The organism is Brevibacillus fortis (assembly GCF_003013395.1).
GTDB classification, from domain to species: Bacteria; Bacillota; Bacilli; order Brevibacillales; family Brevibacillaceae; genus Brevibacillus; species Brevibacillus fortis.
Genome location: NZ_PXZM01000001.1, coordinates 71,367 through 87,232, shown reverse-complemented (window position 1 = coordinate 87,232; position 15,866 = coordinate 71,367). Strand labels below are relative to the sequence as shown.

Below are 15,866 nucleotides of genomic sequence, written 5' to 3'. Positions count from 1 at the left end.
AGGATGTGTGCCAACCATGCTAGAGCTGCAACCCAAGCAACAGGCGAAGCCTGCTGTGAAAAAGAGAAAATGGTTGGATAGCGAGGGGAGATGGGGACTGCTCCTGGTCTCCCCTTATCTCATCCACTTTCTCGTGTTCGTCGTGGGTACATCGGTCGCGTCATTGTACTTCAGCTTTTCTGATTACGATATTTTAAATCCGCCCAAATGGATTGGCTTGGACAACTATGAAAAGCTGTTTGAAGATCCACTGTTTTATCGGGCGTTATGGAATACAGTTTACTTTACGCTTCTGTACGTTCCGGCCAAAACGTTTTTGGCGTTGCTGTTAGCAGTTGCCCTGAATCAAAAGCTGAAAGGCTTGAAATTTTTCCGGATGGTTCACTTTTTGCCGGTCATCTCCTCGTGGACAGTGATCGCATATGTAGCGGATGCGGTGTTTAACCAGCGGATCGGTTTTGCCAATGCTTTTCTGTCTAACCTTGGGCTGGCCCCGCAAAACTGGCTGATTGATGAATTCTGGGTCATCCCGGTCTTGGTTCTCATCGCCATCTGGAAGTCAGTAGGCTACATGATGATTATTTTTCTCGCTGGGCTACAAGGAATTTCTTCTGACATGTACGAGGCAGCCTCGATTGATGGAGCAAATGCCTGGCAAAAGTTTTGGCGGGTGACAGTCCCGATGATTTCCGGCACGACGTTTCTGGTCGTCATCTTGAATACGATTTACTCCTTCCAAAACTTTGAGCAGATTTTTGTCATGACTGGAGGCTCCACGGAGGCAGGCTCGACAGGTGGTGCAAACAACGCCAGTCTCGTCCTGATGCTGTTCATGTTCCGCCAAGCATTCAGCTTTTTCAAAATGGGCTACGCCTCTGCCATCGCGTGGGTGCTGTTCCTCATCCTGCTTGCCATTACGCTCATCCAATTCAAGCTGCAAAAGAAATGGGTTCACTATGATTAAGGGGAAAGGAGGTAGCCATGCAAAAGCGTCTTCCTCTCAATAAGATCGCTGGATACTTGTTTGTCATAGCCAGTGCATTGATTATGCTGGTTCCGTTTTTGACAACCGTGTTTAACTCGTTGAAAACTTACAAGCAGTACATGCAATTTCCGCCAGAATGGCTGCCCAATCCTACACAGTGGAGTAACTATACAACCGTGTGGGAACAGGCGAATTTCAGCAGCTATACGATCAACAGTCTGATTGTCGCGATCCTTTCCGTTATCGGAGCCTTATTGTCCAGCTCGATGATTGCCTTTGCCTTTGCCAGGCTGCGCTTTCCTTTCCGCGACACGCTGTTCATGATCGTGCTGGGAACGATGATGATTCCGGGGATTGTCACGATAGTCCCGCAGTTTATTATCTTTAAAAATTTGGGACTGCTCGACACATTGGCTCCGCTTTGGATTTTGGAGTGGCTCGGACAGCCGTTTGCCATCTTTTTAATGAGGCAAGCTTTCTTGAACATCCCGAAGGATTACGAGGAGGCGGCCAAGCTGGATGGCTGCAATCCATTCCAGATTTATTGGCGGGTGTTTTTGCCGATGTGCAAGCCTTCCTTGGCAACACTGGCAGTCTTTACGTTTATGGGGAAGTGGAATGAGATATTGGCGCCGGTCATTTATTTGATTTCGGATGAGAATTTTACGCTGCCGATCGGGATTTTGTCCTTGAGCGGTCAGTACAAGACAGAGGATCAACTGCTGGTAGCAGGGGCCTTGATCAGCTTGATTCCGATTTTGATCGTGTTTTTGTTTGCGGAGAAGTATTTTGTGGAAGGCTCCAAAACCTCTGGATTGAAATAGGGAGTAAAGGAGGCTAGCATCCGATGCAATACGTACCTTGGGACGATCCATATACGGACGCTCTGTGCGAGCTGTGGAATCAAGAGTTGGGTGATCGCTTTCCCATGCGGACTGGACTCATGCGGCAAAACAGCTTCGAGGATCAGAATGTAGTCAAAGCCGGGTCGTGGATTGCGATAGATGCTGTGACGCAGCGTCCTGTCGGTTTTGTCGTGGCTAAATGCTGGCAGGAAAACCTCGACATTCAGTTGGGAAAAGGCATTGGCTGGATACAGGTCTTGCTCGTGTCTACAGCCCATCGCGGGCAAGGGGTCGGACGTGAATTGCTGGCAAGGGCAGAAAATGCGTTGCGAGAGCAAGGGGTGGAAAAGATCTTACTGGGACGCGATCCGTATCATTATTTTCCGGGCATACCCGAGGAATCTGCGGACGTGAAAGCGTGGTTTGAACGACAAGGGTATCACTCAGAGGATCGATTGGAGAACGATCTGTTATGCCAGTATATCGAACCAGCAGAGCTGGAATTGCCCGAGATACCAGATGGACGATTTCGACTGTTGACGAGAGCGGATCAAGACAGATTCCTCACCTTTTTACATCGATGCTTCCCCGGACGCTGGGAGTATGAAGCCATTCACTATTTCCAGCGGGGAGGAACCGGACGCGAATTCGTCGTTGTGGAGTTGGACGGTGAAATCGTCGGTTTCTGCCGGATCAATGATGCCGATTCTCCGTTTATTGCACAAAACGTATACTGGGCACCTTTGTTTGCAGATGGACTGGGCGGCATTGGTCCGTTGGGTGCAGATGCGGAGTATAGGGGACGGGGCTTGGGACTGGCGATTGTGGAGGCGGGCATTGTGGCCTTGCGGAACCGTGGCATCTCAAACATTGTCATCGATTGGACGACACTGGTCGACTTCTATGCGAGGCTCGGGTATCGCAGCTGGAAGCAGTATGCGAAGTACAGTAAAGCATTTTCTTGACAAGAGCAAGTCGATAGGGAGGAGGATTCCATGCAAGCCGAACATATGACAGTGGAACAAAAGGTCGGGCAACTACTGATGATCGGTTACCCTACGCTGGATATTCCCGAAGAAATGGAAACGTGGATCAAACAAAAGCAGATTGGCAATGTGATTCTTTTTAGCCGCAATATCGGGACACCGGAAGAAACCTATCAGCGCGTACAGAAACTTCAAAGCTGGGCGAATGAGTCTTGGCAGCCCTATCCGCTGTTGATCGGGACCGATCAGGAAAACGGCGTGGTTTCCCGTCTGCAAAAAGGAGCGACGCGCTTTCCAGGAGCAATGGCTTTGGGGGCGACTGGCAATCTCGATCAAGCCAAGCGCATCTATCAGGCAACCGGTGAGGAGCTGCGTGCAGCAGGGATTTCGGTCAATTTTGCCCCGACGGTCGATGTGAATAACAATGCGGACAATCCGGTTATTGGGGTGCGGTCATTTGGAGAAGCGCCAGAGCAGGTGGCGCGGTTTGGCGAGGCAGCCATTCAAGGCTTGCTTGCGAGTGGTGTCATTCCCGCTATCAAGCACTTCCCCGGTCATGGTGATACGAGCACCGATTCTCATGAAGCTGTTCCTGTGCTCGGACATGATCGGAAGCGACTGGAAGAGGTCGAGCTGGTGCCATTCGCCCGAAGTATAGCGGCAGGTGTCCCAATGGTGATGGTTGGTCATATCAGTTTGCCCAGTATGGATGAGTCAGGTTCTCCTGCTACGTATTCCAAGGAGATCGTGACGGGGATATTGCGTGAGTCTCTCGGCTTTGATGGGGTCGCGATTACGGATTGTATGGAAATGGCTGCCATTGCGGGTACTATCGGGGTTCCGGAAGCGGCGGTGCGTTGTGTGCAGGCTGGGATCGATCTTGTTCTGATTTCCCACACGCATGAAGTTCAGCAAAAAACGTATGACCGACTCGTTGCGGCCATTCATTCGGGGGAACTGTCAGGCGAGCGGGTCAACGAAGCGGTAAATCGCGTGCTCCAATTAAAGAAACGATTTCTTTCCTGGGAGCATTACTTGCGAGCAAAAGGCCCTTCCTTTGACCGTGTCCAACATGCAGACATGGCAAGAAGTGCGCTCGCCCAAGCCATAACCTTGGTGAAAAATGAACATCAGCTCCTTCCTTTACAGAGAAGCACGCAACCGCTTGGCGTGATTTTTCCGGGGATCACCAACCTTACTCTGGCAGAGGATGGGCAAGTAGCTTCTGGAGATGTGCTCGAACCATTGAGAAAATATCGTGCAGTTGAATATTATATGATGTCGACGCTCAACCCGACAGAGGGTGAAGTGGGGATTGTGGCGAATGTGATGTCAGCCGTGGAGCAGATCGTCGTTTTTACATACAATGCCCATATCTTTAAAGGTCAATCGTTGCTGGTGAATCGGCTGGTTCAACAGGGGAAAAAGGTCGTGGTTGTCGCCCTGCGAAACCCGTATGATCTCTTGGTAATGCCAGAGGTCGATGCGTATCTCGCCGTTTACGATCATACGCACCAAGCCATTGAGCTTGTGGCAGACATTTTGTTCGGGGAACGAAAGGCCGCTGGACATCTTCCGGTCAGCCTGTTTCCATCGGAGAAAAAGCAGCATGGTGTGGGGTAGAAAGAGAAGATGAGTGTAGATGGGTGGGAGGTAACTGGATGAAGTTTCACCTGCGCGATTTGACGACAGAAACAAGAAATCTGAATACAGAAGAGCTGGATAAATTCTCTACGATGGAAATTATCCAGATTATGAATGAGGAGGATAAAACAGTCGCGTTTGCGGTTGAAAAGGAGCTGGCCTCGATTGCAGCGGCAGTTGATTTGATCGCAGAGTGTCTGGAAAACGGCGGAAGACTCTTTTATTTTGGAGCAGGAACGAGTGGGAGATTGGGCTTGCTCGATGCTGCTGAATGCCCGCCAACCTTTGGTACGGACCCCTCATTGGTGCAGGGAGTCATTGCTGGAGGGGAGAAAGCGCTCGTCAAGGCAGTCGAAGGAGCCGAAGACATGGAGCAGAACGGCAGGGAAGATGTGATTGCCTATGGGGTTAGGGCAGGGGATGCCGTGGTGGGAATTGCAGCGAGCGGTCGGACACCCTATGTGATTGGAGCGTTGGCGGAAGCAAGAAGGCAACAGGCAAAAATCATTTCGTTGTCCTGCAACCAGGTGGCACAGATCAGTCAAGGTGTGGATGTAGCGATTAATGTGGTAGTAGGGCCAGAGGTGGTGACCGGATCGACTCGCTTAAAAGCAGCGACGGCGCAGAAGATGGTCCTCAATATGATTACGACTGGATGTATGGTTCGGTTGGGGAAAGTGTACAAAAATTTGATGGTCAATGTGCAGGTAACAAATGAGAAGCTGAGGGAACGCGCAAAACAAATCGTGGCAGAAGCGACCAATGTCTCTACCGATGAGGCAGACGTACTATTGCAAAAGGCAGACGGTGACGCAAAACTGGCGATCGTGATGCAAAAGACCGGGTTGCCAGCAGAAGACGCAAGCCGCTTGCTCACCCAGTACAAGGGGAATATTCGGCGGATTTTGGAAGGGAATCACAATAAGGAATGATCAGCCTGATCCTTTGGATGAGGCTTTTTTTGTTTTAGTAAGGCATCATTGGTAATGAAAATCACTTGTATGATCCATAAAATGTTCATTTGAATATCTTCGAAAAAGAGGATATGATTACATTAATTATTACATTATAATTTTTATAAATTAAATAGACAGAGGTGATACGTATGAAAAAGGGTGATTATCATCATCTTGATCATGTGAAAGAACAGCAAACATCGAAGAAAACATTGTGGATTACGCTTATATTGACGTTGTTTTTTACGATCGTGGAGGTTGTGGGAGGCTTGATGTCCAATTCACTCGCGCTCCTGTCCGACTCCGCCCATATGATTTCTGACGTCTTTGCATTAGGGTTGAGTATGACCGCTATTTATATGGCGACACGTAAGCCGAATAAGAAGTACACATTCGGATTTCTCCGTTTTGAAATTATTGCTTCGTTCTTGAATGGCTTGGCGCTTGCCGTGATTTCGATCGGGATTGTCATTGAAGGGATCAAACGGATGATCAATCCGCAAGACGTTGATTTGCAGTTGATGCTGACCATCGCATCCATCGGTTTGGTTGTAAACATTGTGCTGACCATCGTACTTAGCCGCAGCATGAAGGAAGAAGACAACCTCAATGTAAAAAGCGCATTATGGCACTTTATTGGAGATTTGCTCAGCTCCGTCGGTGTGATTACTTCGGCGATTCTCATTTACATGACAGGCTACTACTTGTTCGACCCGTTGATCAGCTTGGTGATTGGGGGAATTATTTTTACAGGTGGTGCCAAAATCATTCGTGAGTCGTTGCTCGTGTTGATGGAATCTGTTCCAGAGCAGTTTGATCTCGAGCAAATCCGCCTGGACCTCAGTGAAGTAGAAGGAGTGGAGGATGTTCATGAGCTGCACCTTTGGGCGGTATCCACGGAACATTACTCCCTGACAGCGCATGTGTTCGTTCGTGAAGGCATCCAGCCGTATTGTGTCATTCTGGCGATTAATCACATTTTGCAAACGAAGTACGGAATTGACCATTCGACGATTCAGATCGAGCACCCGACGATTCTGGATCACGGGGAATATGGCAAGCAGTTTTTGCTTCAGCAAGCATAAATGACAATGAGAAAAAGGCTAGTCTCCAAGGAAACTCAGGAGATAGCCTTTTTTCTTTACTTTCTATCAAAGAAACTGAACACTATGGAATTCTGCCTTTCACTATCTATACTTGTATGCCTCCAATAACGCCGCATTTCTGGATAGAGGTATCTTAATCAGTATAGATACTTCGGTTTTCATTGTATTTGTTACTCGCTGCGTGTCCGTTTTTTTTATCGTAAGCAAACAACCAGGCTGCCAGTAGAAGCGCCAGGAAGACCAATGCAAATCCGGCCAAGCCTAGATTGTCTATAGAGGAACTGCTGATCATCAATCCCCCTATTCCCGAGCCAATGGCGAAGCCGAATTGGATAAACGAAGTATTGACGCTTAAAGCAATATCCGGCGACTGGGGCACCAAGGTAACCAAATATAGCTGCTGTGCCGGGGAGGTCATCCATGTGGCGGTCATCCACATCATGATCAACGGAGTGACAACATAGATCAAGCCGTCTGACCAGGTCAGCAACAGCAGCGTTCCAGCTTGGAGAGCCAGTCCGGCATAGATTGTGAACTTGGCCCCTTTCGTATCCGCTAGGACCCCTCCGATTTTGGAGCCGGCAAAACTGCAAATCCCTGAAAGCAGCAAAATGCCGGAAAGCGCCGCCGCAGACAGTTCGCCATTCGATTGCAAGAAGGGTGATATATATGTAAACAGTGCAGAGTATCCTCCTATATAGAAAAGCGTAATGACAACCGCCAGCACAATTTTTTTATCCTTCAAAATCGACAGCTGCATTCCAAGCGTAATAGCTCTCTGCTCAGTAATGGAAGGGACTCTGAGGAAAACCGCAAGCAGCGGAATTACCGTCAGCAGCCCAACGATGACGAATAAGGTTCTCCACCCAAGCGTTTCGCTTAATAATGTGCCGACAGGTACGCCTAGAACGAGCGAACTGCTTAATCCCATCAGAATAGTGCCGATTGCACGACCTCGATTACGCTCTTCAACCAAACGCGTTGCGACAGCCATTGCAATCACTGCGGCAGCCCCTCCACTGAGCCCCTGGATTATTCGAGTCATTAGCATCATCTCAAACGAAGGACTAAAATAGACCATGATGCTGCTTAAAATAAAAATGCCGAGCATCGTAAGCAATATTTTTCTTCGGTCCACCCGGATCGTTGTAGCGATCACGACGGGGGAGCCAATCGCTGCGGCAAGGGCGAACACCGTGACGAGCGACCCCGCTGCGGATGTCGTAATCCCAAGATCTGCTGCTACGATGTGAAGAATTCCGCTTATTATATATTCAATCGTCCCAATTAGAAACACAGCCAGTGCAAGCGAATAAACGACCCATTTGTTGTTCATGAATGTTCCTCATTATCTTCAATTGGAATTTGGATTTCGATGAGATCAACACCCGGATTTCCAGGTAGTGGAACATAGATTTCTCTACCGGGCTGGTCGCTCCGTATGAGAAAGCCTTGCTGCTCAATCCATTCAGCAAGGTTTAAGCATGCCGTCTCTGAATATACCGAATCCGAACGGAATAACATCGTGGCCATCGTCACCGAGGGCAGGGAACGGAAATGAAGATGCTCGGGCAGCCTGAGGGCTTCCGATTTCACGACATAACCGGTCTCAAGCTCAAACTCATGGGCTGAGCTGCCGGATACGTTCCATAACACCGTTCGAGGGCCGGATAAGGCAGATCGGATTCGGCTGTCAAGCAGACCATCGAAGATATCGAAAAGATTTGGGATATCGTCAACCGTGCCCGTGGAAGCGTAAGTAACCATGTGCATGGATTCAACACGCTTCACAACAATTTCTTGTTCTTTATCCATCTTTCCCTCACATTCCACAAGCTGCATTCGTTCTTTTATCCGGGAAAGCTTGGAGCGTTCGATATTTAGCTGGCGCTCGATCTCACTCTCTTTGAGCTTCAGCATACCGCGAATCTGTTCAGCTGATATATCTTCATGAAATAGCTGCGAGATTTGCTGCAACGTAAATCCCAATTCCTTAAAAATCACAATTCGATTGATCTTCAGCAGTTGTTCCGCAGAGTAGTACCGATAACCGCTCGATTCGTCGGTCTTGGCCGGTTTTAAGAGTCCGATTTGATCATAGTAGCGCAGAGTTTGCAGCGGAATACGGCTCAGCTTGGAGAATTCGCTGATTTTAAACAATGTTTTCACCTTCCCTCCTGATTTTGTCGTTTAAATTTTACACTCTCCAGTTGGGTGTAAAGTCAAGAGCTTTATTTCTCGTAGGAACAGGCATCGCTTCATCAGTCGATATGCTGAATCTTTTCCTGGTGATGAAGCAAGTTCCGAAACAATTTTATATTAGGAAACCTATCGCCAATTATAGTAAGGCGATAGGTTTTTTTGTTTGAGTAGAAGTGGCTGCTTTTTTAAGGTTCTTGAAAGGTTCGGATTACGATGCGGAAAGGTTCGAGATTTATACTCAATCCTGTATAAAAGATAAGACGAAAGGACTTGCATACAACATGAGTGGAAATACTGTTCATCTTCCGCAACAAAATCGGATCGTAGAAATCGATATGCTAAGAGGCTTCGCCTTAATGGGCATATTTTTGGTCAACATCACCAACTTTTTTCAAACAGCAGGTGTCTCCAGCACCTTATTGCCAGATGCCGATTGGATCAACATCTTGTTAACAGGCAAATTTTACGCGATCTTTTCGTTGTTATTCGGTGTCGGTGCGGCTATTTTCTTGAACCGGGCCAAAGAAAAAGGAAAACCGTATCGTTATTACATCAGGCGCATGGTTGCACTGGGTGCAATTGGCTGGTTGCACTCGATGATTTGGGGCGGCGATGTACTGCTGTCATACGCATTGATTGGGCTGGTGTTATTGGCTCTGCATAAAATTCCGGCGAAAAGACTGTTTTTCATTTCCATCACGCTGCATCTCACGGGTATTTTGGTGAACTTGTTGTCCTATGATTATTTATATGGAGGTAAGCCAGATATACCGGTTGTACTGGATGTTATGCTGTTAATTACTTCCTTGACATCGTTTTTAACCTATTTTGTCGAAGGCTTCACCCTGATGAATATGAACGTTCTGGAAAAGTTAAAGAAACGGCTTGCGCTGCGATCGTCCACAATGAGGAAGATGTCCGCATCAAAGTGAGCTTGGAGAAAAAACAGCGTATCCTGATTACGATTGAAGATAACGGCAAAGGAATCAAGCAAGAGGAACTCGTACGGATTTTTGACCGCTATTATCGAGGAACGAATACAGGGCAGTCTCATAAAGGCTCAGGTCTCGGAATGGCCATCGCCCATGATATTGTGGTGGCACATGGGGGAGAAATCAAGGTAAACAGTCGCGTGGGACAAGGGACACGGATAGAGATTATGCTATAACAGCAAGAAAATGTAAACCAACAAAAATCCCGTTGCCCTGTAAAAAGGGTACGGGATTTTGACAATCTTGAAAAATGCCAATAACGGATGAAAGCAAGGAAAGTGGGCTGAGAACGACAATAATGGTCGGCCAGATTAACCAGCCGCCCAATCCTTTTGGCTTAATTACATTTGCTTCTGCTTGCACATTCATTCGTGTTTGCTTACCTCTCTGATTGTACTGTTATTAATACCAGATAATGGTATAGAATCTAAGGGGTAAGGTCAATTGTGAAAATTACGATTTGTGCGAAGGAAGTTGGCAAGAGCTAATCCCAAAGATACGATAGAAGAAGCATTGTTTGGTCAAAGCTGTATACAGTAGCGGAATGCCCACCAATGAAAGGTATTGGTAGCCTCCTTCCAGAAAGAAGAACAAGGACAGAAAGGCTAACCCTGCAATGATACGAAACATTTGATCAAAACGACCGACGTTTTTCATACTTATCCCTCCAGTTATGGTGTTTGTGATTGATGAGACTTATTGTAATGGAGTACTTTTTTGCTGCATGTAACAAAGTTACATAACGCGAAGATTTTTCCATCCCATACCAAAATCCAAGCAGAAGGGAAGAAAAGCATGAACCATATCCGTTACCATCGCAGAAAGTACACGCAGGGACATACACCAATCGAAAGGCTGGAGAGACTCTCCAAGGAGCTGGGAGGACCGAGCATTTCTATCAAGAGGGATGACATGCTTGGCTTGACAGAAGGGGGAAATAAGACACGAAAGCTGGAGTATTTGGTGGCTGAGGCAATCGAGCAAGGGGCAGACACGCTGATTACTTGTGGAGCTGTCCAATCCAATCACTGCCGGCTGACTTTGGCGGCGGCCGTTCGCGAAGGTCTGCACTGCCAACTCGTGCTGTCCGCTCCTGAGACGGGCAACTATCATCCGCAAGCGAGCGGCAATCACCTGTTGTTCCACTTGCTGGGAGCAGAAAAAATCGAGGTCATTCCGGCAGAGGCAGATCTGCTTGCGGCTATGGAGGTGCTTGCGGAAATTCTGAGAAAACAAGGAAGAAAACCTTATCTGATCCCTGTAGGCGGCTCCAACGAAGTTGGGTCTTTGGGATACATGGCGTGTGCGGAAGAAATCGAGCAGCAGGCCCTGGAAACGACGACTCCATACGATTACGTCGTGACGGCAACGGGAAGTGGCGGTACGCAAGCAGGTCTCATTGCCGGTTTTATGGCGCGTCAGTCCAACACGAAAGTAATCGGAATAAATGTCAGCCGCGATCAGGCTGCACAAGAAGCAAAGGTGACGGGATTGCTTCAAAGTACAGCTGCACTGATCGGTTTGCAAGGGGATATACGAGTAGAAGTTGTGCTTTGTGACGACCGATTTGTCGGGCCAGGCTATGCGATTCCAACGGATAGCATGATCGAAGCGGTTCGGCTGGTCGCTCGGACAGAGGGGATTTTGCTAGATCCGGTCTATACGGGAAAGGCGATGGCAGGGTTAATCGGCTTGATTCGCGAAGGGCATTTTAACAAGAGTGATCACGTATTGTTCCTGCATACGGGTGGTTCCCCGGCGCTATATACGGTGCCACAGTTGTTTTTGCCTTAAGAAAAGACAGGCAGTGAGTTGCCTGTAAGTGAGCGAATCGACCAAAGGGTGGATTTGTTTGCGTGAATACGTATAGAATGGTCGTAAGCAAGGCTCGTATAAATAGAAACGCAGAGGTTGATAGATGGATGTTTAAAATCGGTGTGGTTGGTCCCAAGCAATCGGTAGAAAGAATTCTTGCGGTTGCAAAGGAATTCGAGGAAGGAATGAATTTTGTTCCGTATCCGTATACAGAGACAAAAGAGACAGAAAAGATCGTCTTGGAAAATGACCAGTACGTGGATCATTGGCTTTTTTCCGGACCGATTCCGTACTTGATTGCCAAGCAAGCATTGGATGATGACAAGCGGATGGAACATATTTACCCGACGGAGTCCAGCATCTATAAAGGCTTTTTGGAAATGGTCTACACGCATCGGAAATTAATCGATCGCGTCAGCGTTGATATGCTTTTATCCACAAACTTCATGGAAGATTCCCTGCACAGCATCAACATCTCTGTAAGCGATATGTATATGAAGACGTTTGAGGCTACGATCGATCCGCAGGAGCTGCTGGATTTTCATCTTGCGCTATGGAAGGAGAAAAAGACAGATGCTGCCATGACCTGTTATCCTACCGTCTATCAAGCGCTAGTAGAAGCAGGTATCCCAGCCTATTGGATCTCGCCAAGCCATATGGAGATCCAGCAAACGGTACGCGTGTTTGTCGAGAAAGTACGCACGTCGTATTTCAAGGATACACAGATCGGGATTGAGATGATCGAGGTCGAGCAATTTGACAGAATCAAGGAAAGTGCAAAGACCCCGTATCATCTGCAATATTTGGAGTTGCGTATAAAGCAAGCCTTGATCAAGCTGTGCGAGCAAGTGGACGGATCACTTTTGGAGCATGGGAATGGCCGATACGTCATATTCAGCACGCGCGGGACGATTCACAGGGAGATTCCTACCTTGCAAAGCACAGTAGAGTTTTTGGCGAAGGAAGCAGATACGACGGTCGCTGTTGGAATCGGTTTTGGAGAGACGGCTTTTGCAGCAGAGATGAATGCTCATCGTGCACTGCGCCAATCGAAGGAAAAAGCAGCACGAGATATTGTTATGATTCAGGATGACGGAACGATCGTGGAGTGGGTCGGTCAGGAAGAGGAGCTCATCTACTCGTATCGTGCCGACGATGATGAGGTTTTGGAAAAGCTGAAAAAAGGAAACATCAGCGTCAAAAGCTATAAAAAGCTCGATGCCTTGCTGCAAAAAATGGGGTGGACCGATTTCACGACAAAGGACCTGGCCAAATATTTGCAGATGAGCGAGCGAAATGCACAGCGAATCGTCGCGGATTTATGCGCCGTTGAGCTGGCGGAAAGCTCGGGGGAGGAATCGCAATCAACGCGAGGACGACCTACCAAACGATACAAACTTTTGTAAGCACCCTGTTACGGGTGCTTTTTTCATGGGGGAAACGAAATGTCAAAAAAAACCGTTGCCAATAGTCTCAACATTTCGTAGAGTATATATAACGACATGTCGTAATATATGCGTTAAATAAGAGAGCTGGACCATATTTGCGCGGATCGTCAGTCATTGAACGAGATGAATGCGCTTTCGCGAAAATGAAAGACTAGCTTAGTAATGCATCTAGAAGGAGGTATCCACACATGGTATCAGCACGCACGAGAAACTGGATTTTAGCGCTACTCTTTTTAGGCTGGGCATTAGGGAACCTGGATCGATACGTCATGAACTATGCCGTTTTGACGATCACAGAAGACTTGAGCCTCAGTGCTTCATCCACGGGACTTTTGCTCAGTAGCTTTTTTGCTGGCTATGCACTCATGCAAATGCCTGGTGGCTGGCTGGCAGATCGATTTGGTGCCAGAAAAGTACTCATTGCTTCCGTTGTCATGTGGTCTATTTTTACGGGGCTGACTGGAGCCGCTTGGTCTATGGCTTCGATGATTCTCATCCGTTTTCTGTTCGGGATCGGCGAAGGTGGCTTCCAACCAGCCAGCTCGAAAATTATCGCCACTATCTTTCCTGTCAAGGAACGCTCACGAGCCATGTCTGTGATGCTCTCCTCTAGTGCGATTGTGGGACTTTTCTCCCCGATTTTATCCGTTTGGATGATTCAAACCATGGGCTGGCGAACCATGTTCGTCGTCATCGGTGCCATTGGCGCAATCATTGCTTTCCTGTACTTCCGCTATATCAAACTTCCGCAAGAAGAGTCTGTAACGAATACAACTGGCTCCGATCAACAAAAAAGCTCATTGGCTTTGCTGCTTAAAACACCTTTGCTATGGAGTCTGTTAATCGCTTACTTTAGCATTTACGCAGTGAACTGGGGTCTTGCAACCTGGATGCCAACTTATTTGAGCAAAGTACGAGGGCTGGATATGATCTCACTCGGCTGGCTGCAAACCATTCCAGGCTTCGCTACGTTGGTAGGGATCTATGTGAGCGGCTATGTACTGGACAAGCTGCCAAAAGGTCGCGAAAAAATTATTGGTAGTCTCTCCTGTGTGGTAGTCGCGGTTCTCTTGTACTTCATGTTTACTGCATCGAGCGTGACGATGTTTATTACGTATCAAGCGATTGTGTCGCTGTTCCTTTCCTTTGTGATCATCCTGTTGCCGTCTGTTGTCCTGAAAAATCTTCCGGCTGCCGTAGCGGGAACGGGGATGGGCATCGTGAATACAGGTGGACAGCTCGCTGGTTTTATCACACCAATGGCGATCGGTTTTATCGTAGAAGCATTTAACGGTTCTTTTGATGCAGCGTTCTGGATGTTGATCGGCTTCGCAGTCATCTGCATCGGCGCACTATTATCGTTGAACTATGAAAAAGGCGAGCTGTTGAAGCAAAACGCCGACAGTGCATCCGCCTGAACATCGAGAGAAAGGAGCGTATGAAATGAACAGAACCACCGAGATCATTTCTGCGTTAATTGAACAAAAAAGAGACGCGTTTATTCGCGTTAGCGATAAAATTTGGGAAACGCCAGAGATTTACTTCGAGGAGCATCGTTCTGCCGAGTATTTGTGTCAAGCGCTGGCAGCAGAAGGCTTTGAAGTGGAGAAAGGAATCGCTGGACTGGGTACTGGCTTTGTTGCCAGCTTCGGAAGCGGCAAGCCTGTCGTGGCAATCCTGGGCGAGTATGATGCGCTGGCAGGTTTGAGCCAGAAAAAGGGCGCGATCAACCATGAGCCGATTGTAACGGACGGACATGGGCATGGATGTGGACATAATCTTTTAGGTGCCGGAGCGTTGGCAGCAGCGGTTGGCATCAAGGATTACATGGAGAAAACCGGCTTACAAGGTACAGTTCGCTACTATGGGTGTCCAGCAGAAGAAGCTGGCTCTGGAAAAGCGTATTTGGCAAGGGCTGGCGTATTTGCTGATGTAGATTTTGCGCTCTCCTGGCACCCTGCGACAGCACCAAGCATCATGAACATCAGCTCGCTTGCGAATTACTCTGTTCGTTTTCAGTTTCATGGAAAAAGCGCGCACGCAGCAGCCGCGCCGCATTTGGGACGCAGTGCCCTGGATGCCGTTGAACTGATGAACGTAGGCGTGAACTACATGAGGGAGCATATGATTCCGGAAGCACGGGTTCACTATGCGATTACGAATACAGGCGGCATTTCGCCAAACGTCGTCCAGCCTTTTGCGGAGGTTGTGTACTTGATTCGCGCTCCGAAAAAGCAGCAAGTAAAGGAATTGTATGCAAGAGTCTACGACATTGCACGGGGAGCCGCTCTCATGACGGGAACCACGATGGAAGCTGTGTTTGAAGGGACGGCTTCTGATCTCGTGCCAAATACGGTATTAGCCAAGCTCATGCACAAAAATCTGGTTGAAGTCGGCGTGCCTACGTACGATGAAGCAGATCAGCAATATGCCCAACAAATTCAGGCTACCCTATCCGCAGAGGATATGAGAGCGTCGTTGTTCGGTTTGGACCGTGAAACAGCGAAGCAACTGAAGGACAAAGCGATTGCGGATGTAATCGGGCCGCTTTCTACGCACGAGTTTACGCTCGCAGGATCTACGGATGTGGGAGATGTCAGCTGGCAAGTTCCGACGATGCAATGCATGACGACATGCTGGGCACTGGGAACGCCATTCCATACGTGGCAGGTCGTCTCGCAAGGGGCCATGCCAATCGCACACAAAGGGATGCTGCAAGCAGGCAAAGTCATGGCTGCTACTGCGATTGAGGCGATGGAAAATCCGACATGGATCGAACAGGCAAAAGCCGAATTGCAGGAACGTTTGGAAGGAGAAGAATATTTCTCGCTCATCCCAGACGATGTTCAACCACCTCAAAAAGCTTAAATCGACGGTGAAAAGGAAG

General features: G+C 48.1%; 15 protein-coding genes and 1 pseudogene. 12 read left to right on the top strand and 4 right to left on the bottom strand.

What is annotated here, in order from left to right:
* Positions 1 to 16 precede the first annotated feature (16 nt).
* The 6 genes from C7R93_RS00445 (at position 17) to C7R93_RS00420 (ending at position 6,501) form a co-directional block, all read left to right on the top strand.
* Positions 17 to 964 carry a carbohydrate ABC transporter permease gene (locus C7R93_RS00445; protein WP_106836971.1) on the top strand — a complete coding sequence of 316 codons (948 nt, stop codon included), beginning with the start codon at positions 17 to 19 and terminating at the stop codon, positions 962 to 964.
* A 17-nt stretch (positions 965 to 981) separates the two neighbouring features.
* Positions 982 to 1,809, top strand: a complete 828-nt coding sequence (locus C7R93_RS00440) for a carbohydrate ABC transporter permease (RefSeq protein WP_106836970.1) — start codon at positions 982 to 984, stop codon at positions 1,807 to 1,809.
* Positions 1,810 to 1,832: 23 nt separating this feature from the next.
* Entirely contained in the window at positions 1,833 to 2,795 is a 963-nt protein-coding gene (locus C7R93_RS00435) for a GNAT family N-acetyltransferase (RefSeq protein WP_106836969.1), read from the top strand.
* Between the two features lie 30 nt (positions 2,796 to 2,825).
* On the top strand, positions 2,826 to 4,439 hold the full coding sequence (locus C7R93_RS00430) for a glycoside hydrolase family 3 protein (RefSeq protein ID WP_106836968.1): 1,614 nt from the start codon (positions 2,826 to 2,828) through the stop codon (positions 4,437 to 4,439).
* Positions 4,440 to 4,477: 38 nt separating this feature from the next.
* Positions 4,478 to 5,392 (top strand): N-acetylmuramic acid 6-phosphate etherase, encoded by a 915-nt coding sequence (gene murQ / locus C7R93_RS00425; protein ID WP_106836967.1) that lies wholly within the window; start codon positions 4,478 to 4,480, stop codon positions 5,390 to 5,392.
* A gap of 173 nt (positions 5,393 to 5,565) precedes the next feature.
* On the top strand, positions 5,566 to 6,501 hold the full coding sequence (locus C7R93_RS00420) for a cation diffusion facilitator family transporter (protein WP_106836966.1): 936 nt from the start codon (positions 5,566 to 5,568) through the stop codon (positions 6,499 to 6,501).
* A 154-nt stretch (positions 6,502 to 6,655) separates the two neighbouring features.
* On the opposite strand, the gene C7R93_RS00415 is transcribed toward C7R93_RS00420, so the two are convergent.
* Both C7R93_RS00415 and C7R93_RS00410 read right to left on the bottom strand, forming a co-directional pair.
* Complete coding sequence (locus C7R93_RS00415; protein ID WP_106836965.1) at positions 6,656 to 7,858, bottom strand: MFS transporter; 1,203 nt, start codon at positions 7,856 to 7,858, stop codon at positions 6,656 to 6,658.
* Positions 7,855 to 8,682: a MerR family transcriptional regulator gene (locus tag C7R93_RS00410; protein WP_106837088.1), complete on the bottom strand. Its 828-nt coding sequence runs from the start codon at positions 8,680 to 8,682 to the stop codon at positions 7,855 to 7,857. Before C7R93_RS00410 ends, C7R93_RS00415 begins: the two co-directional genes overlap by 4 nt.
* A gap of 323 nt (positions 8,683 to 9,005) precedes the next feature.
* Between C7R93_RS00410 and C7R93_RS30500 the strand changes: the two genes are divergently transcribed.
* Both C7R93_RS30500 and C7R93_RS00400 read left to right on the top strand, forming a co-directional pair.
* Complete coding sequence (locus tag C7R93_RS30500) at positions 9,006 to 9,656, top strand: DUF418 domain-containing protein (protein WP_341866919.1); 651 nt, start codon at positions 9,006 to 9,008, stop codon at positions 9,654 to 9,656.
* Positions 9,617 to 9,892: pseudogene (locus C7R93_RS00400) on the top strand (sensor histidine kinase); the annotation flags it as partial. The gene C7R93_RS30500 and the pseudogene C7R93_RS00400, both read left to right, overlap by 40 nt.
* Here the strand turns inward: C7R93_RS00400 and C7R93_RS30495 are convergent.
* Positions 9,882 to 10,085, bottom strand: coding sequence for a hypothetical protein (locus C7R93_RS30495; protein ID WP_244191406.1), 204 nt, complete (start codon positions 10,083 to 10,085; stop codon positions 9,882 to 9,884). The pseudogene C7R93_RS00400 and the gene C7R93_RS30495 sit on opposite strands and share 11 nt — an antisense overlap.
* 84 nt (positions 10,086 to 10,169) lie before the next feature.
* Positions 10,170 to 10,373, bottom strand: a complete 204-nt coding sequence (locus C7R93_RS00390; protein ID WP_106836963.1) for a YgaP family membrane protein — start codon at positions 10,371 to 10,373, stop codon at positions 10,170 to 10,172.
* 138 nt (positions 10,374 to 10,511) lie between these two features.
* On the opposite strand from C7R93_RS00390, the gene cuyA reads away from it, so the two are divergent.
* From cuyA to C7R93_RS00370, 4 genes are all read left to right on the top strand, one after another.
* Positions 10,512 to 11,510 carry a D-cysteate sulfo-lyase gene (cuyA, locus tag C7R93_RS00385; RefSeq protein WP_106837087.1) on the top strand — a complete coding sequence of 333 codons (999 nt, stop codon included), beginning with the start codon at positions 10,512 to 10,514 and terminating at the stop codon, positions 11,508 to 11,510.
* A 128-nt stretch (positions 11,511 to 11,638) separates the two neighbouring features.
* A complete protein-coding gene (locus C7R93_RS00380) occupies positions 11,639 to 12,937 on the top strand; it encodes a hypothetical protein (RefSeq protein ID WP_106836962.1) in 1,299 nt (432 codons plus the stop codon).
* A gap of 230 nt (positions 12,938 to 13,167) precedes the next feature.
* On the top strand, positions 13,168 to 14,397 hold the full coding sequence (locus tag C7R93_RS00375) for an MFS transporter (protein ID WP_106836961.1): 1,230 nt from the start codon (positions 13,168 to 13,170) through the stop codon (positions 14,395 to 14,397).
* 25 nt (positions 14,398 to 14,422) lie between these two features.
* A complete protein-coding gene (locus C7R93_RS00370; protein WP_106836960.1) occupies positions 14,423 to 15,847 on the top strand; it encodes a M20 family metallopeptidase in 1,425 nt (474 codons plus the stop codon).
* Positions 15,848 to 15,866 lie beyond the last annotated feature (19 nt).